This is a genomic window from Stenotrophomonas sp. GW821-FHT09E08 (genome assembly GCF_059416125.1).
The window spans coordinates 117,079-136,567 of sequence record NZ_JBWKOO010000012.1 but is presented as its reverse complement, the minus strand read 5'-3'; the positions used below and the strand labels follow the sequence as shown (position 1 = coordinate 136,567).

The window sequence follows — 19,489 nt, the reverse complement described above, 5'->3', positions numbered from 1 at the left end:
GGAACACCGCGTGAGCCCGTCCCTCCCCCCTCTGCACCGCTGGCAGGTGCTGCTGATGTCGGTCGCCACTGGCGTGGCCGTGGCCAGCAACTACTATGCGCAGCCGCTGCTGCACACCATCGCCGATGCCTTCGGCCTGCCATTCGGCCAGGTCGGCATGGTGGTTACCGTGGCGCAGCTGAGCTATGCCGCCGGGCTGATCCTGCTGGTGCCGCTGGGTGACCTGTTCGAGCGCCGCCGGCTGATCGTGGTGATGACGCTGTTGTCGGCCAGTGGACTGGTGGTCAGCGCCTGCGCGCCGTCACTCACGTGGCTGCTGGTGGGCACGGCGATCACCGGCCTGTTCTCGGTGGTGGCGCAGGTGCTGGTGCCATTTGCGGCCACCCTGGCCGCACCGGAGCATCGTGGCCGGGTGGTCGGTACGCTGATGAGTGGCCTGCTGCTGGGCATCCTGCTGGCGCGCACCGTGGCCGGGCTGCTGTCGAGCCTTGGCGACTGGCGCCTGGTCTATGCAATCGCCGCCGGCACCCTGGTGCTGACCGCGCTGGCGCTGCAACGTGGCCTGCCACGCTTCCACCACAGCGCAGGCCTCAGCTACTTCGCCCTGCTGCGCTCGATCGGCTCCCTGTTCGTGGAGGAGCCGGTGCTGCGCCATCGCACGTTGCTGGGTGCATGCAGCTTCGCCATGTTCGCGATCTTCTGGACGCCACTGGCGTTCCTGCTCGCACAGCCACCGTACGCCTACAGCGACGCCACCATCGGCCTGTTCGGACTGGTCGGTGCAGCCGGCACGCTGGCCGCGGGCCTGGCCGGGCGCATGTCCGACCGTGGCCAGACCGGCCGTGCCACGGCCATCGCGCTGGTACTGTTGCTGCTGTCGTGGCTGCCACTGGGGCTGTCGGCGCACTCGCTGCTGGCACTGCTGGTGGGCGTGGTGGTGCTGGACCTGGCCGCGCAGCTGCTGCACGTCAGCAACCAGAACCTGATCTATGCGCTGCAACCGGCTGCGCGCAACCGCCTCAATGCCGGCTACATGACCGGCTACTTCATCGGCGGCTCGCTGGGTTCACTGCTGTCGGCCCAGGTCTACCAGCGCTTCGGCTGGACCGGCGTCTGCGTGGCCGGCGCCGCTGTTGCCGCACTGGCCCTGCTGCTGTGGCTGCCCGGCGCGCTGCGCGCGCGCCAGGCCTCGGCTGCCAACTAGAAGCTGCCCTGCAGTGCCAGCTCCCAACGCCCCCCGGCGTTGCCCGGGAACAGGCGCTTGGCCGCGTTGTCGGTGTCGTGCACGGTGGCCCGCAGCTCCCACGCCGGGGTCAGCGTGGCAATGGCACTGAGCTGACCATGCAGGTAATCCGGCCCCTGTGCGGTGGCCAGCCAATACTGGCCTACCGCCGCCTCCAGCCGGACGCGCTCGTGCAGCGGCACACGCACGCCGAGCTGGGCATAGGTGCCGCGATGACCGCCGGCCAGCGCATCATTGGAATGCGCGACCTGCAGCCAGGCGCGCTGCTTCCAGGTCAACGTGGTATTGAGTTCGGTCCAATCCAGCGCGCGGCCAGTGCCTGGGTACACGTAGCGGGTCAGGTTGGCATCCAGCGTCCAGTCCGCTGCCAGTGCGCCACTCCAACCGGCCACCAGGTCGAACTCGCTGCGCGCGCCGTTGTCCGGCTTGAACGATACGTTGGAGCCCCACGCGCTGGCGTACCAACCGGATGCGAGTGCCACTTTTGCGCCCACCTGCGCTGCAGGGTCGCCGTCGCTCTGCGAGCTGCCGCGCCACACGTAGTCGCTGGTCAATGCTGCACTGCCACTCACCTGCACCTGGGCCTGCGCGCTGCCGATACCCAGCATTCCTGCCAGCGCGGCCACCATCGCTGCCATCATCCCCTTGCTGTTCACTGCACTGTGTTCCTCGTCGAAGGCGGTCACGCCGCCGGGACAGCAGTGTCGGAGGGAGCGGCGTAACGGATCGAGGGTGCTGCCCGGCCCGCAGCGCAAATTCGGCGTAAATCCCGCTGCGGTGGGCGCGGTATCATGCAGGCCTGTTTCCAGGAACCAACCACGTGGACGCCATCCTGACCCCGGTATCGATCGGCGAGCTGATCGACAAGATCACCATTCTCGAGATCAAGGCCGAGCGCATCGACGATGCCGCCAAGCTGGCCAACGTGCGCACCGAGCTGGACGGCCTGCTGCCGTTGCTGCAGCAGCAGTTGCAGGCACAGCCCGCGCTTGCCGCGCTGAAGCAGCAGCTGAAGGCGATCAACGAACGCATGTGGGACATCCAGGACCAGCTGCGCGACAAGGAAGCGGCGCAGGTGTTCGATGATGCATTCATCCAGCTCGCGCGCGGCGTGTATGGCACCAATGGTGAGCGCGTGCAGGTCAAGAACGAGATCAACCGCGTGGCCGGTTCGGCCCTGGTGGAAGAAAAGCAGTACCAGGGCGAATAAGCCCGTTCACCCGCATTCGAGCAGATGCCGGATGCGGAACAGTTCGCCATCACTACGGATGCCGAGCTTGCGGTAGGCCGCCCGCTTCTGCGTACTGACTGTGCTGCCCGTGCGGCCGGAACGCTGCGCCACCTCGCCGGTGGTGCAGCCCTGCAGGATCAACCCGAGGACTTCGCGCTCGCGTCGGCTCAACGCAGTGGGTACCGGTACCGGCGTGTGCAATATCCGCGATCGACTCGACTGCGTGCGCAGTTCTGGCGCGACGAAGCGGCCGCCCCGAGCCAACACATCAACTGCATGTCGCAGCATATCCGGCGAAGTGCCCTTGGACAGGAAGCCACGTGCACCGGCCTGCATCGTCATGGTCACCGTGCAGGCATCGCAGTGCGCGGACAGCACCAGCACCGGCAGCAGCGGCCAGCGCTGTGTCAGCTCGCGCAGCGGGGACAGGCCGTCACCGGGCGCACGCGGCACCAGCAGGTCGAACAGCAACAGATCGATGCCGCCCGGCTGGTACTGCAGCAGGTCAAGCAGCTCATGTCCGGAGGTGAAGCTGCCGCATACCTGCACTGCAGCGTGCTGGCGCAGCACGACCTCCACACCCAGTCGCAACACTGGATATGGAGACAGCATTGCCAGGCGGCAGGGCCGGTCAAAAGAAAAAGCGGGAACGGAAGGCGGCATCACGCAGATCCAGCAGGACGAAGTGCCTACCCTAGGTCGGCGCTGCGGGCAGCGGAATTCAATTTATTGCAACGAAGCAAGCCTGCGGCGCGTGGTCTGGCTCGGTTCCGGGTCCCCACAACGCAACAGGCCCGGCATGGGCCGGGCCTGTCGAGGCATCTTCGGCGCGCAGGCGCGCCGACGAAGCAATTACCAGCTGAAGCGCGGGCCGACGGTGTATTCCTTGTCGCCGTCGCGGTTCATCTTCAGCTCGCCGTTCAGGCCCCAGTTCTGGTTCAGCTTGACCTGACCACCCAGGCGACCGTACCACTGGCCTTCCGGATTGATGCCGTGCTTCTTCGAGAAATCTTCGTAACCGACCATGCCGTAGACTTCGGCGTGGGCACCGAAGGCGGTGCGGATGCCGGCTTCGGCGCTGTAGCCGTTGAAGTCAAGGCCGTGCTTCTGGTCGCGCTTCTGGTAAGCAACGCGGGCAACGAAGTCGGTGGTCGGAGCGATTTCAACGTTGTAGCCGGCACCGATCTTCCACTGGTCCAGCTTGATGTTGGTGTTGTCGATTTCCTGGCGGCTGTAATCACCGAAGGCGTGGAAGTTCGGCAGGAAGCCGTACGAACCCTTCACGCCCCAGCCGTCGGCCTTGAACGCATCGATGTCGGTCTTGGCGTAGTCAGCTTCGGCGTAGTTGTAGGACAGGTTCTCAGCAGCCGAGGCGGTGAACGGCAGGGCAGCGGCCAGGGCCAGAGCAATCAGCGAATTCTTCATGGGGGTACACCTTTACTTTCTTATGGTGTGCAGCAGCGCCAGGGCGCCAACGCATCGGGAATGTAAATTCTCCGTTATTCGCCACAACGCTCCCTGAAAACAGCGGTCTTCGCATTGCTGAATTTTTTGGCTTGATTCAGGCTGGGTCTGGCATACGCGCGCGCCACGCGTGCATCTGTCATCCATCGATGATTGCAACAGGAGGTTGCCTTGCACCTGCCCTACCCGCTGCAGATGACTGTCCGCGCTGCTGTCCTGGCCTGCGCGGCCCTGTTTTCCTCCGCGCCTGCGCACGCGCTGCAGGCCGCCGACTACCAACGCGCCGAACGCGTGCACGACAGTCATCTGCGCAGTGCGCTGCGCAATGCGTCGGTCCTGCCGAACTGGCTGGCCGATGGCCGCTTCTGGTACGAACGCGAGGACGCGCAGGGCCGACGCCAGGAGGTGTTGGTCGATCCGGCGAAAGTTATGCGGACGATCCTGTTCGAACCCGCCGCGCTGGACCGCGCGGTTGCACCGCTCGATGCCAGCGGGCCGCTGCTGCGCTTGGTCGGCGTGCAGGCGGTGGGCGATGGCCTGCGTCTGCGGTTCAGTGGTGGGGTGCCGATCGATTGCCAATGGCCAGGCTGGCAATGCGCGCGTTCGCAGCAGGCAGCGCCTCCTGCCGATGCCTTGCCCTCGCCCGATGGCAATGCGTGGCTGCAGCTGCGCGACCACAATCTGTGGCTGCAGCAGCGTGGGACGGCGCCGCGCGCACTGACCACCGGTGGTGAATCCGGTCATGGTTATGGCGTACTGCCGGACTTCAGCCTGCGCGGTATTCCACGCCGCCAGGGCCGGATGCCGGCGCGGCCGTTTGCGGTCGGCTGGTCAGCGGACGGCCGCTACGTGGCCGGCATCCGCTACGACGAGCGTGCAGTGCAGGACTACCCCTATCTGGAAAGCAGCCCGACCAACAGCGCGCGCCCACGCGTGCATACGGTGAAGCTGGGGGTACTGGGCGACGCACAGCAGGTGCGCGACAGCCTGTATGTGGTCGATACCCGCAGCGGCAGGCAGCACGACATCGCCCTGCCCGAAGGCTGGAACATCCTCAGCGAAGCCGGCGTACTCGGCTGGGACGGTGACCGGTTGTATGCCGCGATCGCGCACTTCGGCACACTGCGCAAGCTGCGCCTGGTGGAGATCGATGCCGGCAGCGGTGCAGTGCGCACCGTGCTGGAAGAAGCCAGCGATACCCGCCTGCAGCTCAACGTGTATTCGTACAACCGGCCAGCGGTGGCGATCCTGCGCGGCCAGGACACTGCGGTGTGGTTCTCGCAGCGCGATGGCCGGGGCCACCTGTATCGGGTGCGCCTGTCCGACGGGAAGGTGATGCAACAACTGACCCGCGGTCCATGGGTGGTGCGTGACCTGCTCGGCGTGGACGTTGTGAGTGGCTGGGCATACTTCAGCGCCGGCGGCGTCGACGGTGGCGATCCCTACGTGCGCGGCCTGTACCGGGTATCGCTGCAGGGCGGCCCCATCCAGCGCCTGGCCGCCGATGGCGGCGACCATCTGGCCGATGCCGGCAGCGGCGCTTTGTTCGGTGATCGCGCCCCGCAGGCGCTGTCACCGCGGGGCGACTACCTGGTCGATACCGTCTCCAGTCTCGATCAACCGCCACGCACCGTGCTGCGGGCCAGCGATGACGGCCGTGAAGTGATGGTGCTGGAAACAGCCGATGACAGCGCGATCGTTGCTGCCGGGTGGCGCCCACCACACCGCGAACGACTGCTGGCCGCCGATGGCCGCACGCCGATCTTCGCCACCGTCTACCTGCCCCGCGACTATCGCGATGACGGCAGCTTCCCGGTGATCGACGCGATGTACGGTGGTTCCTTCATCAGCAATGCGCCGGTCACCTACGCCGAGGCGGTGTCCGCCTTGAATCCGGTGTCACGCGCCAGCCTGGCCGAACTCGGCTTCGTGGTGGTCAGCATCGACGCGCGCGGTACCGGCGGCCGTGACAAGGCGTTCCATGACAGCAGCTTCGTGCAAGCCGCCGATGTGCAGCTGGATGACCACGTGGCCGCGCTGCGCCAGCTGGGCGCGCGCTACCGAGGTATCGATCTGCAACGGGTGGGCATCTACGGGCATTCGTTCGGTGGCTACAGTGCAGCGCGCGCCCTGCTGCGCTACCCGGCGTTCTACAAGGTGGGGGTGGCCTCGGCCGGCAGCCACAATTTCCAGGGCATGTACGGTGGGGCCGTTCATGGCATGGACCGGCTGTTCGGTGGCGTGCTGCCGGCCACGACCACTGCCGACGGTGTGCCGGCGCCGTTTGCCGGACTCGACAATGCAGCGCTGGCCGGCAACCTGCGCGGTCACCTGATGCTGGTCTATGGCGAGCTGGACGAAAACGCACCTCCGGCATTGACCCTGCAGCTGGCCGCCGCCCTGAACAAGGCCCAGCGCAGCTACGACCTGCTGTACCTGGCCCGGCAGGACCACGAACTGTTCCGCAACGACGCCACCTACACGCACCGCATGTGGGACTACTTCGTGCACCACCTGGCCGGCCAGCAGCCACCGGATACGATGCTGGCGCCGCTGCCCGGTGGTCCGGGCTGAACAGGCGCACACAGGATGTCGATCCACGACGCACTGGTTCGTCGGGTACTTGAAGGCCGTGCATGCGGCACGGTCCATCCGGAGGCAGCAATGAGCTACATCGATGGTTTCGTCCTGGCGGTGCCCACCGCCAACAAAGAGAAGTTCCTCGCTCATGCACGCACAGGGGATCCCGTTTTCATCGAATACGGCGCGCTGCGCGTGGTCGAGTGCTGGGGCGATGACGTGCCGCACGGCAAGACCACCGACTTCTTCGGCGCGGTGAAAGCCACGCCAGACGAGACGGTGGTGTTTTCCTGGATCGAATGGCCGGACAAGCCGACCCGCGACGCCGGCATGAAGAAGATGATGGAAGACCCGCGGTTTGATCCGGCGACGAATCCGATGCCGTTCGACGGCGCGCGGATGATCTACGGCGGCTTCGTGCCGATCTACGAACTAACGCGCTGAACCGGGCGGACGTGCTCAGCGCGCGTCCGTTTCATCGCTGGCAGAGGCATGGCCGGCGCCCAGTGCGGCGCCGGCGCCCAGACCCACGCCCCCCATGCCGGCGCCCATTCCGCCCCCACCGCTGCCGCCTCCAGTGCGGCCGCCCTTCGCATCACCATCGGTGCGGCCCTTGCCACTGGCACCGCCCGGGCGGGTCGGGCCCTGCGGCGGAATCTGCAGATCGGCCGGGATCGGCGCCAGGTCCAGCGCTTCGCGCACGAAGTCGCGCAGTGAAACCACCAGATCGTGGGTGTGCACCGGTCGTCCCTGCGCCAACTCGTTGGCCGCACGCGCGGCCAGCCGTACCTGCTCATCGGTGCCCAGCAGCAGGATGTCCGACAGCGCCGCTTCTACGGCGTCGCGGATGCGGCGCGCGCGATCCGAGCGGGGTTCGGCGATGCCTTCGGCATCTTCGCGTTGGCGCAGGTCGCGGCGGTGGCTGGGATCGACACCCAGTTCACCGGTGAACGAGCCGCCCAGGGTCTTGTAGGCGGCCATCAGCGTGCGCAGGCGCTCGTTGATCTGCCGGTTCTCGCGCTCGCGCCGCTGCTGCAGGGTCTGCATCACCAGCAGGCGGATGCCCACGCCCAGCAGGGTGATCAGGACCAGGCCGGCCAGGGTGGACAGCACGCCCTGCCAGGAGCTGAAGTCGATACCGCGCATGCCCGGGGCTCCGGCGGGAAGAACCTGCATCTTGCCCCATCCCGTGTCCCAGAAACGCGAAAGGCCCCACCACCCGGTAGGTGGCAGGGCCTTCGGTACCCGCGCGATTACTTGCGCTTGGCGACCTTGCGCACGGCCTTGACCGGTGCCTTCTTGGCAACAGCCTTCTTGGCCGGAGCCTTCTTGGCAGCGACCTTCTTCAGCGGCGCAGCCTTCTTGGCGACAGTCTTGCGGGTGGCGGCAACCTTCTTGCCAACCGCCTTCTTGGCGACGGCAGCCTTCTTGCCGACGACCTTCTTGGCGGCAGCGGTCTTCTTGCCGACGACCTTCTTGGCAACGGCGGCCTTCTTGCCGACAACCTTCTTGGCAGCAGCGGTCTTCTTGGTGGCGACCTTCTTGGCGACAGCAGCCTTCTTGCCGACAACCTTCTTGGCAGCCACGACCTTCTTGCCGGCGACCTTCTTGGCAGCGACGGTCTTCTTGGCCACAGCCTTCTTGGCGGTGGCGACCTTCTTGCCGACAACCTTCTTGGCGGCCTTGGCCTTCTTGGCAACAGCCTTCTTCGCGACGGCAGCCTTCTTGGTGGCGGCCTTCTTCACGGTAGCGACCTTCTTGCCGGCAGCCTTGGTGGCGGCCTTGGTGGTCTTCTTGGCAGCAGCGGCCTTCTTGGTCACGGCCTTGCCTGCAGCTGCCTTCTTCTTGGCCACTTCCTTCTTCAGGGCAGCGGCTTCGGCCTTGGCATTCTTCTTGGCGGCTTCCAGCTTCTTCTTGGCGTTGGCAACGGTCTTGCCGACCGACTTGGCAGCCTTCTCGGCCTTCTTGGCAACGGTCTTCTCGACCTTGGCCACAGCCTTCTTGGCCTTGGCAACGCGGGTACCGGCAGCCTTGGTGGCGCGCTTGACGGTCTTCTTGACCGACTTCACGGCGTCTTCGGCGGCGTGGGCGATGGTCTCGCCAACGTTGGTGGCGGTTTCTTTGACGTTCTCGACGGCGTCGGTCACGACCGACACACCATTACCGTTGCTCATGTTGCCCTCCTGGGGGCCTTAAGTATCAAAACGGGGCGATGCTATACCGACATTGACGATCGTGGAACGGGGCACGCGCCAGCAATCGCATCTGCTGCGACGCTGATGGTGTAGCCCACCGCCCTTGCCGGCGATACATGTGTGCAGGAAAACCCTTCTTTTCAGCACTGAGCCGCGCTGGCGAGGCTGCGGCGGGCGTTCGCTGCACGTGCTTGATCGAATGCAGGCGAAGGAGTGCTTTATGGCGCATCGCGGCACCCGGTTGCGCCGAACTGCGCAAGTATCGGCCTGTATCTGCAATGCATCCGATGTCGCACGAACGTGCACCAGGCACCTCCACTGATGACGCCACCACCCCGAAGCGGGCGGCAGTGGCCCCGCTTTCCGGCGTTCCGTTTTCATGGCGCATTTATCCAGATCGCGACACACTCATTCAGCTTGTTTTACCGTAGAGCCGAACGGCCCCCACCCACGCCAGCGAACCGACTCCCATGCGACCGCTTCCCACCCTGCTCACGCTCGCAATCGCCGCCGCCTTCGGTGGCTTCGTTGCCACCGGCCTCAATGCGCACCTGGACAACCGAGCCGATGCAGCGCCGCTGCCGGCGGTGCTGCCCACCGCCGCCGCGCTGCCAGCTTCGGTGGCCGGGCAGGCGGTGCCGTCACTGGCACCGATGCTGGAGAAAGCGATGCCGGCCGTGGTCAGCGTCAACACCAAGCAGGTCGTGCGGGTGCGCAACCCGTTCTTCAACGACCCGTTCTTCCGCCGTCTGTTCCCGGACATCCCGCAGGAGCGCATCAATGAATCGCTCGGCTCGGGCGTGATCATCGATGCCAAGGAAGGCCTGGTACTGACCAACCACCATGTCATCGACAACGCCGATGACGTGCAGGTGACACTGGCCGACGGGCGCACGGTCAAGGCCGAGTTCCTCGGCTCGGACCGCGATACCGACATCGCGCTGATCCGTATCCCGGCGCAGAACCTGACCGACATCAAGCTCGGCAACAGCGACCAGTTGCGCGTGGGCGACTTCGTGGTGGCCATCGGCAACCCGTTCGGCTTCAGCCAGACGGTCACCTCCGGCATTGTCTCGGCGGTGGGCCGCAGCGGCATCCGCGGGCTGGGCTACCAGAACTTCATCCAGACCGATGCGTCGATCAACCCGGGTAATTCCGGTGGCGCACTGGTCGACCTGCAGGGCCAGCTGGTCGGCATCAATACCGCCAGCTTCAACCCGCAGGGCAGCATGGCCGGCAACATCGGCCTGGGCCTGGCGATCCCCTCCAACCTGGCGCGCAGCGTGGTCGACCAGCTGGTCAAGCACGGCGTAGTGGTGCGCGGCACCCTGGGCGTGGAGAGCCAGAACCTGACCGCACAGATAGCGCAGGGCCTGGGCCTGGGCGAAACCCGTGGCGCACTGGTCACGCGCGTACTGGCCGGATCGGCCGCAGCCGCTGCGGGCCTGAAACCGGGCGACGTCGTGGTGTCGGCCAACGGGCAGCGCGTGGACAGCGCCGAGGCGCTGCACAACGTGGAAGGCCTGGCCACAGTGGGCAGCCCGCTGACGCTGGACGTGCGTCGCGAAGGCAAGCCGCTGCAGATCAAGGCGATATTGAAGGAACAGGCACGCGCGGTCACCGGCGACAGCCTGGACCCGCGCCTGGGCGGTGCCACCTTCGTCGACCTGCCCGAATCGCTGCGCCAGTCCGGCGCTGGCGGCGTGCTGGTCAGCGAGGTCAAGCGCGGCAGCCGCGCCGCCAGCAACGGGCTGCAGCAGGGCGACATCATCACTGATGCAACGGTAGGTGAATTCGCCGACCTGGCCAGCTGGCGCGCCAATTTCCAGCAGCGCCCCCCCACCCTGGTGCTGCGCGTGCTGCGCAACAATGGCCAGCAGCAGGGCCAGCTCGTGATGCGCTGATCGCCCAGCCGTAACACCCCCTATACCCCGGCAATGCTATTGCTGTCAGTCCAGGTCGGCGCCGCCGTCCCCCGTTCCCCCATCGCAACAGGAGTGATTCGATGAGCCCCACCAATACCGAGAACCTGAAGGACCACCTGGGTGAAGCCGGTTCCCACCTGAAGCAGGCCGCCAGCGCTGCCGGCGGTGCGATCAAGGGCGCAACCGGTGCAGCAACCGACGAACTGCGCATCGGCAAGGCCAACGTCAAGGCAGAGTTGTCCGACAGCGCGCTGTCCGGCCTGGCCGCCGCCGAATTCGGTGGAGCCGCGGCCAAGGAACAGGTCGACGCACTGATGGACAAGGGCAAGGACCTGATCGACAGCGCCGCTGAACTGATCCGCGAACGTCCGTTGGCTTCGTTCGGTGTCGCCTTCGCAGCTGGCTGGATCATCGCCAAGCTGGCCCGCGGCAGCAGCGACAAGTAAGCCGCAGCGTGAGCGAAGAGAACGCGCAAGCGCCTGATCCGGCGGCTACCCCGCCGCTGGATGAGAGCATCCGCCAGGTCGGCGCGGCCGGTCGTGCCGCCGCCGATTCTGCCAAGCACACGGTACGCTCCCTGCGCCGGTTGGCCTCTGCCGACTTTGCGCTGGCGCGTAGTGCATTCGGTCGCGCGCTGGCCTGGGCCGGCGTGGCGATCGTGTTTGGAGCCTCGGCCTGGCTGCTGATGGCCGCCACGCTCATCGCCCTGCTGCAGAGCTGGGGCCTGAGCTGGCTGCAGGCCCTGTTGATCACCTCGCTGCTGAGCCTGGCCGTTACCGGCTATGCGATCTGGCGGGTGTCCTACTTCTTCCACCACACCGGCATGCACGCCACCCGGCGCCAGTTGTCGCGCCTGGGCCTGTTCGATGAGCCCAGCGAGGACGACCCTGATGCCGGGGTACAGCTGCCGGAGGGCAAGCCATGAAGTTCGGCGCGCTGCAGCGGCGGGTAAAGCGCTGCGAACAGGTGGTGACCGTGCGCATGGGCGAGACCCAGGACCACTGGGGCACGCTCAGCCAGGTCTGGCGCCAGGGCTGGTCGCCTCTGCGCATCGTCGTGGTGGGCCTGGCCGGTGGCTTCATCGCCGGCAAGCTGGAAGTGCCGGGCAAGGTCAACGGCGCACGCTGGCTGCAGATGGTGGGGTCGGTGTCGAACCTGTTCGCCAGCGCGCAGGCTGCATTCGCTACGGCGATGGCAGCGCAGGCCGCGGCCACCGCCGACGATGCGGCTGAAGAAGCCGACGATGGCAGCGAACATGCACAGGCGGCAGCATCAGCGGCGGGCACACGACCGGCACCAGCACCACAACCGCAGGCAGCGCCGGAACCGGAACTGCGCGAACCGCGTCCGGCCGAAGCGGCGACCGAGCTGTCCGAACGTTGATTCACGGGATCCGCCGCGCCGATCGCGGCCGGCGGATAATGCGCTCCCCTTTCCGGTTGATGCGTCGATGAGCGAGTCCCTCCTGTCCCCGTCACCGGCTGGCCCGGAAGCGCCCGAGGCGCCACTGCCGCCGCCATCGCGCCCGCGCGGGCCGATGTCGCTGGTGGTGCTGGCCGCGCTGGCGGTGGGCTATACGCTGTGGGCCGCACAGGACATCATCCTGCCGGTGCTGCTTGCGATGTTCTTCGCGCTGGTCGGCAACCCGATCCTGCGCCTGCTGCAGAAGCTGTGGATCCCACGTGCGCTGGGCGCGCTGCTGATCCTCGGTGCCGGCCTCGGCGTGACCGGTTCGCTGGCCGTGCAGCTGATCGGCCCGGCGATGGAATGGGCGCAGGAAGCCCCGCAACAGCTGCGCAAGGTGGCCCGCCAGGTGCAGGACCTGACCAAGCCGGTGCAGCAGGCCAACCAGGCCGCGGAGAACTTTGCACGCGTCGCTGGCGGCGACAGCAACCGCAAGGTGCAGGTGATCCGCACCCAGCTGGACGACCCGTACCGCATGCTGACCCGTGCGCCGCGTCTGGCCGCCTCGGTGCTGGCAGTGGTGTTGCTGACCCTGTTCTTCATGATCTACGGGCAGAGCCTGCAGCGCGCGGCGATCGCCCTGTTCCCGAACCGCCAGCAGCAACGCTTCACCAGCGACATCCTGCGGTCGATCGAGCGCGAGGTGTCGCGCTACGTGCTGACCATCAGCGTGATCAACACCCTGGTCGGACTGGTGTTCGCCGGCGTACTGATGCTGCTGGGCATCAGCCTGCAGGAAGCGCTGCTGTGGGGCACGGTGGCCGCCCTGCTGAATTTCGCACCGTATGTAGGCCCCTTGATCGGCGTGGCACTGATGCTGCTGATGGGCTTCGTCGAGTTCCGCGACCCGCTGCAGGCCCTGCTGCCCGCAGCCGCCTACCTGGGCCTGCACACCCTGGAAGGACAGATGGTGACCCCGATCGTGCTGGGGCGGCGCATGAAGCTGTCGCCGCTGGTACTGATCCTGGCGCTGATGCTGTTCGGCTGGGCCTGGGGCATGATCGGCCTGCTGCTGGCAGTACCGCTGCTGGTCTGCATCAAGCTGGTGCTGGCACGGCTGGACGGCATGCAGGGATGGGCGCGCCTGCTGGAATGAAAGCCCGCGCTGGCGGGGGTAGAATGGCAGGGTGAATTTCCCTGTCCAAGCCATCACCCTCGACCTCGACGACACGCTCTGGCCGTTCGCCCCGATCGGCGCCCGCATCGACCTGGTCCTGCACGAGTGGATGCGTGAACACAGCCCCGCCACTGCCGAGATGTATCCGCTGGCGGCGATGCGCGAACTGCGCGAGCGCTCGTTCCGAGACAATCCACACCTTCACCATGACCTGAGCGCGCTGCGCCGGCTGACGCTGCAGGAGGCCCTGCAGAACAGCGGTGCCAGCCTGGAATTGCTCGAACCGGCCTACGAGGCGTTCTACGCCGCGCGCAACCAGGTCGAGTGCTATCCCGATGCGATCGATGCACTGGCGCGGATTGCCGCGCGGGTACCGGTCGCAGCGCTGAGCAACGGCAATGCCGATCTGGAGCGGATCGGCCTGGCCCATCATTTCGCCTTCCAGCTGGGTGCGCGCGAACACGGCGCGGCCAAGCCCGAAGCGAGCATCTTCCACGCCGCCTGCACCCGCCTGGGTGTGGCGCCGGCACAGGTGCTGCATGTCGGCGACCACGCCGAGATGGACGTGGCCGGGGCGATCGCCGCCGGCCTGCGCGGCTGCTGGATCAACCGCGAAGCCGCCACCTGGACCCATCCGCAACTGCAGCCGGACCTGCAGTTCGACACCCTCACCGGCCTGGCCGACTGGTTGGATGACAACCTCGATGCCGCCGCACCCCGGAGTACCTGACGCATGAGCGAGATCACTGGTTTCACCGCCGAAACCGCCGCAGCACTGCCACTGCATGTGCTGGGCCGCGAGCAGTTCGCGGCATGGAAGGACGGCCAGCCAGCCGCTATCCAGGCCTGGCTGGCATCGCAGGGCTTCAATGCCGGCGCACACAGCGTGGCCCTGCTGCCGGGTGCCGACGGCCTGGCCGGTGCGGTGATCGGCGTTGGTGACCGCGCCGATGCCTACAGCTATGCGCATGCCCCGCACGCCCTGCCGGAAGGCAGCGTGTGGCAGCTGGCGACTGAACTGCCGGCCGAGGAGCAGGCACTGCTGCAGCTGGGCTGGGGCCTGGGCAGCTATCGCTTCGACCGCTACCGCAAGCGTAACCGCGCCCCCGCTCAGCTGGTGGCTGCACCGTCCGGTGAAGTGGCCGATCTGATCGCCGCCAGCCTGCGCGTGCGTGACTGGGTCAACACCCCGACCGAAGACATGGGCCCGCAGCAGCTGGAAGACGCAGCGCGCACCCTGGCTCAGGCACATGGCGCCCAAGTCGAGGCGATCACCGGCGATGAACTGCTGAAGCAGAACTTCCCGGCCATCCATGCCGTCGGCCGCGCCTCGCACCGCGCGCCGCGCCTGGTGGTGCTGCGCTGGGGCAAGGAAACCGATCCTGCACTGGTGCTGGTCGGCAAGGGTGTGTGCTTCGATACCGGCGGCCTGGACATTAAGCCGGCCGACGGCATGCGCAACATGAAGAAGGACATGGGCGGTGCTGCACACGCACTGGCCCTGGCCGGCCTGGTCATGGCTCGCGGGCTTCCGGTGCACCTGACCCTGCTGGTGCCGGCGGTGGAGAATGCGATCGGCCCGGATGCGTTCCGCCCGGGCGAAGTGATCGCCACCCGCAAGGGCCTGAGCGTGGAGATCGACAACACCGACGCCGAAGGCCGCGTGATCCTGTGTGATGCGCTGACCTTCGCCAGCGAACAGAAACCGGACCTGGTGCTGGACTTCGCCACCCTCACCGGCGCTGCGCGCATCGCGCTGGGCCCTGATCTGCCGGCGCTCTTCAGCAATGACGACAGCGTGGCCCAGCAGTGGCTGCAGGCCGGCGACGCAACCCGCGACCCGGTCTGGCGCATGCCTTTGTGGCGCCCGTACCTGCGCTACCTGAGCAGCGGTATCGCCGACCTGGCCAACGCCGGTTCGCGCATGGCCGGCTCGGTCACCGCTGCGCTGTACCTGGAACGCTTCCTGGAAGACGGCCAGCGCTGGGCGCATCTGGACGTGTACGCCTGGAACGACGGCGAACGCCCGGGCCGGCCGGCCGGTGGTGAAGCACTGGCGCTGCGCTCGGCGTGGGCGATGCTGAAGGCGCGTTACGCCTGATGGAGGCGCCGGGCATGGCCCGGCGCAACCTGCCCTGATGCAGCGGGTAAATCTGACGAAAAATTGAATTCCGGCCCCGGCCGGGTTCTGCGAGGATGTGTGGGTCGACCACCCACACGCTCCGTGAAGGCAGGACACCGACCATGTCGCTCTTCCGCTACACCCGCGCCGGCCAGACACCGGGCGCACCGCGCAAGCACTCACCGCTGCTCTGGATCGCACTGATCGCGTTGATTCTGGGGGCGGTCGCGTTGACCTTCGCCTGGTTGGCCGGCTGGGTTGGCAACCGCCTGACCGCGCAGCGCTTCACCGACACCATCGAAGCTACCGGCCCGGCCCATCCCGGCTTCCGCCGTGCGCACAGCAAGGGCATCTGCGTGAGCGGCTGGTTCGAGCCCAGTGCGCAGGCGCCGACGCTGTCCAGCGCACGGGTGTTTTCACAGCAGAAGGTACCCGTGATGGGCCGCCTGTCGATCGGCGGTGGCGACCCCTACGGCGCGGACAACACCGCACGCGTGCGCAGCCTCGCTGTGCAGATGGTCAGCGACGACGGCCAGGAATGGCGGATGGCGATGAACAGCTTCCCGTTCTTCGCCGTACCCAACGCCGAGGCGTTCTACGAGCAGACGCGCGCCTCCATCCCCGACCCCACCACCGGCAAGCCCGACCCGCAGAAGATGGCCGCGGTGCTGGCGAAGTACCCGAGTGCGCAGGCGTTCCAGCAATGGGCCAAGACAGCGCCGTGGACCAGCAGCTGGGCCAACACCACCTTCAACAGCGTCAACAGCTTCTGGTTCACCAATGTGCAGGGCCAGAAGCGCGCGGTGCGCTGGCGCTGGCAGCCGCAGGCGCCGGTGGTGGAGATGGATGCGGACACGCGCAAGCAGGCCAGCGTCGACTTCCTCAGCCAGGAACTGCAGCAGCGCCTGGCCAGTGGCCCGGTGCGCTGGAACCTCGTCGTCACCACCGCCGAACCCGGCGATGCCATCGATGATCCGTCGGTGCCGTGGCCCGAGTCGCGTGAACAGGTGGTGGCCGGCGTACTTAGCCTGGACCGCCTGCAGTCGCAGGAAGAAGGCGCCTGCGGACAGATCAACTTCGATCCACTGATCCTGCCCAGTGGCGTGCGTGGCAGTGACGATCCGATCCTGGCCGCCCGCTCGGCCGTGTACTCGCAATCCTTCAACCGACGCGAACGCGAGCGCGCCAGCGGCAACGTCGAACAACCGAAGGAGGCCGCACGATGAGCACCGGCAACGGCCACTTCAACCTGCTGGCACGGGTGCTGCACTGGGCGATGGCATTGATGATCATCGCCATGCTGTTCATTGGCGTGACCATGGTCGCCTCGCTGCACCTGCGGCCGGTGCTGATCGACCTGCACCGCCCGTTGGGCATCGCCATCGGCGTACTGGTGCTGCTCCGCCTGTACAACCGGCTGCGCCATCGCCCACCGCCGTTGCCGGCGGATCTTCCCGTATGGCAGGCGATGGCGGCCAAGGCCTCGCACTGGATGCTGTATGCGCTGATGCTGGCGATGCCACTGATCGGCTGGGCGATGCTGTCGGCCGGCGGTTACCCGATCGTGCTGTGGGGCGGCCTGCATCTGCCGCCGATCGTGCCGCATACCCCGGCGTTGTACGCCGCGTTGCGCAATGCGCACAGCCTTCTGGCGTATGTGTTGTTCGCCACGGTGCTGATGCATGTGGGTGCAGCGCTGTTCCACCTGTGGGTGCGGCGGGATGGCGTGTTCCAGGCGATGGCACGCGGGAAGGATTGAATGGGGTCGCCGGGGGTTCCCGGCTGCCCTTTTCCGCGACTGCGGAGGGGTGTCACTTTCTTTGCGCGCAAAGAAAGTAACCAAAGAAACGCTCCGCCGGCCGCGAGCCGGCGTGCTTCGCACGCCGGTGCCCTGCGCTCCTCGGTCCGTCGAGGGACGGTGCGGGAACTCGCTGCGCTCAGACACCCGCACCTCTTCGCCCTCGCCGGACCTGCGGTGCTCGGCTCGCTTGAAGGCGGACTGGAAGGTCAACGGCAACGGCATCCACGCATGGCGTGGATCTACTGGGTGCAGCTGTCGCTCTTGATGTTGGGTCCGCCTTGAGCGAGCCGAGCATCGCAGGGGAATCAGGGGCGAAGAGGCGCCGGTGTTTGAGCGTAGCGAGTTCGGCGCCGTCCCCTGATTCACCGAGAAGCACAGGGCACCGGTGCGCAGCACCGGCTCGTGGCTGGCGGCGCGTTTCTTTTGGTTACTTTTCTTTTCGCGCGAAAAGAAAAGTGACACCCCTCCGCAGTCGCGGAAATGATCCGCCGGGCATGGCCCGGCGCTACCGATGCGTTGGGGCACGCCCCTACAACCACCCCTTCTGCCGCGCCAGCCGGTACGCTTCGATCCGATTGGCCACGCCCAGTTTGCCGATGCACTCGGACAGGTAATTGCGCACCGTGCCGTGCGACAGCCCCAGCTGCTCGGCGATCTCGCTGGCGGTACGGCCCTCGCCCGCCAACCGCAGCACACGGCGTTCGCGGTCGGTCAGTGGATCGGCCTGCGACCAGGCGTCCAGCGCCAGCTGCGGGTCGATCGCGCGGATGCCCTGCTTCACCTTGCGCAGTGCATCGGCCAGGTTTTCGGCCGGTGCGTCCTTCAGCAGGTAGCCCAGCACGCCAGCTTCCAGCGCGCGGCGCAGGAAACCGGCACGGGCGAAGGTGGTCACGATCACCACCTTGATCGGCAGTTCGTGGCGGGCGATGCGTTGCGCCAGCTCCAGCCCGCTCAGGCCCGGCATCTCGATGTCGGTGACCAGGATGTCCGGCTGCAGCTGCTGCAGCATGCGCCAGGCGGCCTCGCCATCGGCGGCACTGCCCAGCACTTCAATGTCCGGTTCCAGGCCGAGCAGCGCCGACAGTGCGCCGCGCACCATCGCCTGGTCTTCGGCCAGCAGGATGCGGATCATGCCGCGCCCCCCTGTGCCAACGATGCCGACGACAGCGGCATGGTGGCGGCCACCAGGGGCACGCGCACGGTCAGCAGCGTACCTTCGCCGCGCGGCGACTGCAGGGTCAGCTGTCCCCCGAGCGCCGCCGCCCGTTCACGCATGCCACTCAATCCATTGCCCTCGGCCTGCACACCGCCGCGGCCGTCATCGCGTATCTGCATCGCCAACTGTCGGTCCTCAAGCATGAAATCCACCTGCACCCGGGTCGCCTGTGCATGGCGCACGATGTTGGTGGCGGCCTCGCGCAACACCAGCGCCAGCCCGCGCTCCACCTCCACCGGCATCGCTGGCGGCGCCGTGTACTGCAGGTGCACCTGCTGGCATTCCAACAGCAGCCGCGCCGATGCCAGTTCGCCGGCCAGATCGCTGGCACGGATGCCGGTCACCGCACTGCGTACCTGTGCCAGCGCTTCGCGGGCGATGGCCTCGGCTTCACCGATCTCCTGCCGTGCACGCGCGTCATCGCGGTCGTACAGCTTGCGCGCCAGTTCCAGCTTCAGCGTGATCAGCGACAGGGTGTGGCCCAGCAGATCGTGCAGGTCGCGGCCGATACGCTCGCGCTCGGCGGTGGTCGCCAACCGTCGCACCTCGTCCTGGGACAGCTGCAGGGCCACGTCGCGCTGATGGCTCAAGGCCTCCACGTTCACCACCAGGCCGACAATGAACGACACCGCCGGCATCCACACCATGGCCTGCCACGGATAGCCGAAGTACAGCGCGGTGCTGCAGAACAGAAGATTCAGTCCGGTCAACTGCAGCAGGTATACCCACCAGCCGCCGCGGCTGCTCATGCGGATCATCACGCAGCCGAACACGAAGTAGCTCAACCCCGACGGATACCATGGCAGCAGTACCAGGGCCATCACGATCATGCCCAGCGCGTAGCGCCACGCGTGGTGCCGTGGCGCCAGCATCACCTTGGCATAGAGCAGCAGGAACAACGGATAGCTGGCCAGGGTCAGCAGCAGCCAGCGCAGCGTGAAGCCGTTCCCGAGCACCGGGGTGAGGAAGATCCAGACCGACCACAGCAGGTGGATTGCGCCGCTCCAGGGCGACTTGCCACGCCGCAGCAGTTCGGCCACCGCCGAATCCGGTGCAGGGCGCAGCAGGGACGCAAGCCAGCTCGACGACACGGGAGGATCCAGGCGGGGACGATCGCTGCCGATCATGCCA

Annotated in this window: 20 protein-coding genes; 13 read left to right on the top strand and 7 right to left on the bottom strand. The window is 67.0% G+C overall.

Features of this window, described 5'->3' with window-relative positions; genetic code table 11:
• Positions 1-55 precede the first annotated feature (55 nt).
• Positions 56-1,204 (top strand): MFS transporter, encoded by a 1,149-nt coding sequence (locus tag AC07M7_RS15460; RefSeq protein ID WP_495207802.1) that lies wholly within the window; start codon positions 56-58, stop codon positions 1,202-1,204.
• On the opposite strand, the gene AC07M7_RS15455 is transcribed toward AC07M7_RS15460, so the two are convergent.
• The gene (locus tag AC07M7_RS15455) at positions 1,201-1,899 is read right to left on the bottom strand and encodes a TorF family putative porin (RefSeq protein ID WP_046984110.1); all 699 of its coding nucleotides are present in this window, start codon (positions 1,897-1,899) and stop codon (positions 1,201-1,203) included. The genes AC07M7_RS15460 and AC07M7_RS15455 overlap by 4 nt on opposite strands.
• A 164-nt stretch (positions 1,900-2,063) precedes the next feature.
• On the opposite strand from AC07M7_RS15455, the gene AC07M7_RS15450 reads away from it, so the two are divergent.
• A complete protein-coding gene (locus tag AC07M7_RS15450; protein ID WP_046984111.1) occupies positions 2,064-2,453 on the top strand; it encodes a DUF6165 family protein in 390 nt (129 codons plus the stop codon).
• A 6-nt stretch (positions 2,454-2,459) separates the two neighbouring features.
• Here AC07M7_RS15450 and AC07M7_RS15445 read toward each other — a convergent pair whose 3' ends face one another.
• Together AC07M7_RS15445 and AC07M7_RS15440 are read right to left on the bottom strand one after the other, a co-directional pair.
• Complete coding sequence (locus tag AC07M7_RS15445; RefSeq protein ID WP_495207795.1) at positions 2,460-3,086, bottom strand: response regulator transcription factor; 627 nt, start codon at positions 3,084-3,086, stop codon at positions 2,460-2,462.
• Positions 3,087-3,326: 240 nt separating this feature from the next.
• Positions 3,327-3,899, bottom strand: coding sequence for an OmpO family porin (locus AC07M7_RS15440; RefSeq protein WP_012509803.1), 573 nt, complete (start codon positions 3,897-3,899; stop codon positions 3,327-3,329).
• A 210-nt stretch (positions 3,900-4,109) separates the two neighbouring features.
• Between AC07M7_RS15440 and AC07M7_RS15435 the strand changes: the two genes are divergently transcribed.
• Together AC07M7_RS15435 and AC07M7_RS15430 are read left to right on the top strand one after the other, a co-directional pair.
• Positions 4,110-6,512, top strand: coding sequence for a S9 family peptidase (locus AC07M7_RS15435; protein WP_495207794.1), 2,403 nt, complete (start codon positions 4,110-4,112; stop codon positions 6,510-6,512).
• A gap of 90 nt (positions 6,513-6,602) precedes the next feature.
• Positions 6,603-6,962 carry a DUF1428 domain-containing protein gene (locus AC07M7_RS15430; protein ID WP_005407745.1) on the top strand — a complete coding sequence of 120 codons (360 nt, stop codon included), beginning with the start codon at positions 6,603-6,605 and terminating at the stop codon, positions 6,960-6,962.
• A gap of 15 nt (positions 6,963-6,977) precedes the next feature.
• Here the strand turns inward: AC07M7_RS15430 and AC07M7_RS15425 are convergent, their stop codons facing one another.
• Together AC07M7_RS15425 and AC07M7_RS15420 are read right to left on the bottom strand one after the other, a co-directional pair.
• Positions 6,978-7,664 carry a hypothetical protein gene (locus tag AC07M7_RS15425; RefSeq protein WP_337303103.1) on the bottom strand — a complete coding sequence of 229 codons (687 nt, stop codon included), beginning with the start codon at positions 7,662-7,664 and terminating at the stop codon, positions 6,978-6,980.
• Between the two features lie 107 nt (positions 7,665-7,771).
• On the bottom strand, positions 7,772-8,692 hold the full coding sequence (locus tag AC07M7_RS15420; protein ID WP_495207793.1) for a histone: 921 nt from the start codon (positions 8,690-8,692) through the stop codon (positions 7,772-7,774).
• Positions 8,693-9,183: 491 nt separating this feature from the next.
• On the opposite strand from AC07M7_RS15420, the gene AC07M7_RS15415 reads away from it, so the two are divergent.
• The 9 genes from AC07M7_RS15415 to AC07M7_RS15375 all read left to right on the top strand — a co-directional run bounded on the left by AC07M7_RS15415 (position 9,184) and on the right by AC07M7_RS15375 (position 17,100).
• A complete protein-coding gene (locus AC07M7_RS15415) occupies positions 9,184-10,617 on the top strand; it encodes a Do family serine endopeptidase (RefSeq protein WP_012509800.1) in 1,434 nt (477 codons plus the stop codon).
• Positions 10,618-10,718: 101 nt separating this feature from the next.
• Entirely contained in the window at positions 10,719-11,084 is a 366-nt protein-coding gene (locus tag AC07M7_RS15410; protein WP_004137828.1) for a hypothetical protein, read from the top strand.
• Positions 11,085-11,092: 8 nt separating this feature from the next.
• Positions 11,093-11,563, top strand: a complete 471-nt coding sequence (locus tag AC07M7_RS15405; protein ID WP_004137827.1) for a phage holin family protein — start codon at positions 11,093-11,095, stop codon at positions 11,561-11,563.
• On the top strand, positions 11,560-12,021 hold the full coding sequence (locus tag AC07M7_RS15400; protein WP_495207792.1) for a protein sip-5: 462 nt from the start codon (positions 11,560-11,562) through the stop codon (positions 12,019-12,021). Before AC07M7_RS15405 ends, AC07M7_RS15400 begins: the two co-directional genes overlap by 4 nt.
• Before the next feature lie 67 nt (positions 12,022-12,088).
• Positions 12,089-13,198: an AI-2E family transporter gene (locus tag AC07M7_RS15395; protein WP_012509798.1), complete on the top strand. Its 1,110-nt coding sequence runs from the start codon at positions 12,089-12,091 to the stop codon at positions 13,196-13,198.
• Positions 13,199-13,229: 31 nt separating this feature from the next.
• Positions 13,230-13,949 carry an HAD family hydrolase gene (locus AC07M7_RS15390; RefSeq protein WP_046984571.1) on the top strand — a complete coding sequence of 240 codons (720 nt, stop codon included), beginning with the start codon at positions 13,230-13,232 and terminating at the stop codon, positions 13,947-13,949.
• 3 nt (positions 13,950-13,952) lie between these two features.
• Entirely contained in the window at positions 13,953-15,320 is a 1,368-nt protein-coding gene (locus tag AC07M7_RS15385; RefSeq protein WP_495207791.1) for a leucyl aminopeptidase family protein, read from the top strand.
• Positions 15,321-15,463: 143 nt separating this feature from the next.
• The gene (locus AC07M7_RS15380; protein WP_136639129.1) at positions 15,464-16,567 is read left to right on the top strand and encodes a catalase family peroxidase; all 1,104 of its coding nucleotides are present in this window, start codon (positions 15,464-15,466) and stop codon (positions 16,565-16,567) included.
• On the top strand, positions 16,564-17,100 hold the full coding sequence (locus AC07M7_RS15375) for a cytochrome b (protein WP_046984568.1): 537 nt from the start codon (positions 16,564-16,566) through the stop codon (positions 17,098-17,100). The genes AC07M7_RS15380 and AC07M7_RS15375 overlap by 4 nt, the downstream gene beginning before the upstream one ends.
• A 571-nt stretch (positions 17,101-17,671) precedes the next feature.
• On the opposite strand, the gene AC07M7_RS15370 is transcribed toward AC07M7_RS15375, so the two are convergent.
• Together AC07M7_RS15370 and AC07M7_RS15365 are read right to left on the bottom strand one after the other, a co-directional pair.
• On the bottom strand, positions 17,672-18,274 hold the full coding sequence (locus AC07M7_RS15370) for a response regulator transcription factor (RefSeq protein ID WP_005407733.1): 603 nt from the start codon (positions 18,272-18,274) through the stop codon (positions 17,672-17,674).
• A complete protein-coding gene (locus AC07M7_RS15365; RefSeq protein ID WP_136639128.1) occupies positions 18,271-19,485 on the bottom strand; it encodes a sensor histidine kinase in 1,215 nt (404 codons plus the stop codon). The genes AC07M7_RS15370 and AC07M7_RS15365 overlap by 4 nt, the downstream gene beginning before the upstream one ends.
• Positions 19,486-19,489: the final 4 nt, after the last annotated feature.

Coding starts and splice junctions, on each gene's coding strand:
- AC07M7_RS15395 (WP_012509798.1), top strand. CDS start 12,089: ATGAGCGAGTCCCTCCTGTCCCCGTCACCGGCTGGCCCGGAAGCGCCC.
- AC07M7_RS15440 (WP_012509803.1), bottom strand. CDS start 3,899: ATGAAGAATTCGCTGATTGCTCTGGCCCTGGCCGCTGCCCTGCCGTTC.
- AC07M7_RS15380 (WP_136639129.1), top strand. CDS start 15,464: ATGTCGCTCTTCCGCTACACCCGCGCCGGCCAGACACCGGGCGCACCG.
- AC07M7_RS15400 (WP_495207792.1), top strand. CDS start 11,560: ATGAAGTTCGGCGCGCTGCAGCGGCGGGTAAAGCGCTGCGAACAGGTG.
- AC07M7_RS15415 (WP_012509800.1), top strand. CDS start 9,184: ATGCGACCGCTTCCCACCCTGCTCACGCTCGCAATCGCCGCCGCCTTC.
- AC07M7_RS15410 (WP_004137828.1), top strand. CDS start 10,719: ATGAGCCCCACCAATACCGAGAACCTGAAGGACCACCTGGGTGAAGCC.
- AC07M7_RS15425 (WP_337303103.1), bottom strand. CDS start 7,664: ATGCGCGGTATCGACTTCAGCTCCTGGCAGGGCGTGCTGTCCACCCTG.
- AC07M7_RS15370 (WP_005407733.1), bottom strand. CDS start 18,274: ATGATCCGCATCCTGCTGGCCGAAGACCAGGCGATGGTGCGCGGCGCA.
- AC07M7_RS15445 (WP_495207795.1), bottom strand. CDS start 3,086: ATGCTGTCTCCATATCCAGTGTTGCGACTGGGTGTGGAGGTCGTGCTG.
- AC07M7_RS15420 (WP_495207793.1), bottom strand. CDS start 8,692: ATGAGCAACGGTAATGGTGTGTCGGTCGTGACCGACGCCGTCGAGAAC.
- AC07M7_RS15385 (WP_495207791.1), top strand. CDS start 13,953: ATGAGCGAGATCACTGGTTTCACCGCCGAAACCGCCGCAGCACTGCCA.
- AC07M7_RS15375 (WP_046984568.1), top strand. CDS start 16,564: ATGAGCACCGGCAACGGCCACTTCAACCTGCTGGCACGGGTGCTGCAC.
- AC07M7_RS15365 (WP_136639128.1), bottom strand. CDS start 19,485: ATGATCGGCAGCGATCGTCCCCGCCTGGATCCTCCCGTGTCGTCGAGC.
- AC07M7_RS15460 (WP_495207802.1), top strand. CDS start 56: ATGTCGGTCGCCACTGGCGTGGCCGTGGCCAGCAACTACTATGCGCAG.
- AC07M7_RS15430 (WP_005407745.1), top strand. CDS start 6,603: ATGAGCTACATCGATGGTTTCGTCCTGGCGGTGCCCACCGCCAACAAA.